A 370-nucleotide genomic window follows, 5' to 3' on the forward strand; every position below is an offset into this window, starting at 1 on the left:
CTTTCGCGATTCAGTTTTCAAGGTACAATGTTATAAAACTTATTTGGTGGAGCCAAGCGGGATCGAACCGCTGACCTCCTGCTTGCAAGGCAGGCGCTCTCCCAGCTGAGCTATGGCCCCATAATGGAATATAAAGTTTATATGGTGGGCCCTAGTGGACTCGAACCACCGACCTCACCCTTATCAGGGGTGCGCTCTAACCAGCTGAGCTAAGGGCCCTCATCACAGTCAACGGAGACTGTATATGAGCAATATATGCTCTGCTTGGCGACGTCCTACTCTCCCGGGACCCTGCGGTCCAAGTACCATCGGCGCTGGAGGGCTTAACGGTCGTGTTCGGGATGGGTACGCGTGGAACCCCTCCGCCATC

At 54.6% G+C, this 370-nt stretch carries 2 tRNA genes and 1 rRNA gene; all 3 read right to left on the reverse strand.

Going from position 1 to position 370, the window contains the following annotated elements:
* Positions 1 to 44 precede the first annotated feature (44 nt).
* Positions 45 to 120, reverse strand: a tRNA-Ala gene (locus M3661_RS29990).
* 22 nt (positions 121 to 142) lie between these two features.
* Positions 143 to 219, reverse strand: a tRNA-Ile gene (locus tag M3661_RS29995).
* Between the two features lie 43 nt (positions 220 to 262).
* A 5S ribosomal RNA gene (gene rrf / locus M3661_RS30000) occupies positions 263 to 370 on the reverse strand; the annotation flags it as partial.

Source organism: Paenibacillus sp. MER 180 (assembly GCF_023713665.1).
Classification (GTDB): domain Bacteria; phylum Bacillota; class Bacilli; order Paenibacillales; family Paenibacillaceae; genus Paenibacillus_B; species Paenibacillus_B suaedae.